This window comes from Gemmiger formicilis, from assembly GCF_016901605.1.
GTDB lineage: Bacteria > Bacillota > Clostridia > Oscillospirales > Ruminococcaceae > Gemmiger > Gemmiger formicilis_B.
Genome location: NZ_JACJKP010000374.1, coordinates 1 through 666, shown reverse-complemented (window position 1 = coordinate 666; position 666 = coordinate 1). Strand labels below are relative to the sequence as shown.

Sequence of the window (666 nt, the reverse complement as noted above, 5' to 3'; positions counted from 1 at the left end):
GGCAAAGGCCACATAGGGGTCCTGACGGTAGTTTTCGCCCCAGGCCACCAGCCCTTTCATGGGGTTGGTGACGGGTTTGGGCCCCGCCGGGATCTCTGCCGACACCAGAGGAACCCGCACCCGCAGCAGGGCAACAGCCCCCAGTGCCAGCCCCAGCAACAGCAGCGGCAGCAACTTGCGAGCCCGGGTCATGCTTCCAGGTTGCCGCGGTACTCCACCAGCGTGACATCCTGCACGCCGTCGATGTTCTGTACCGGCTGGGTGATGTTCAGATTATCGGTTTTCAGGTAGAGTTCCATGGTCAGTTCGGTGGACCCGCCCTTGACCACCTTGGACCGGAATTTGCCGGGCTGTTTGTGCAGGCAGCGGCGGACGGCCTCCTCCACATCGGGGTCGGAACAGTAGGTCACAATGAGCACATAGGTGCCCGCCCCGCCCTTGATCCGTTTGAGAAACACCAGCGCCAGCGTGACCACCACCCAGGCCACAAAGGCTATGTAATAATACTGGGCGCCGATGGCAATGCCCGAGGTGATGGCCCAGAACAGAAACATCAAGTCCAGCGGATTTTTGACGGCGGTGCGGTAGCGCACAATGCTGAGAGCGCCTACCATGCCCAGGGAGAGGGTAATGTTGGTGCTGATGGTCACAATGATCACCGCCACC

The 666-nt window shown here is 61.0% G+C and carries 2 protein-coding genes; both read right to left on the bottom strand.

Annotated features, from left to right (window positions below):
• The coding region (locus tag H6B10_RS14955; RefSeq protein WP_204652305.1) for a hypothetical protein at nucleotides 1-192 on the bottom strand (192 nt) is incomplete at its 3' end.
• Nucleotides 189-666: DUF4956 domain-containing protein (locus tag H6B10_RS14950; protein WP_204652304.1), on the bottom strand; the 478-nt coding region annotated here is incomplete at its 5' end. The genes H6B10_RS14950 and H6B10_RS14955, both read right to left, overlap by 4 nt.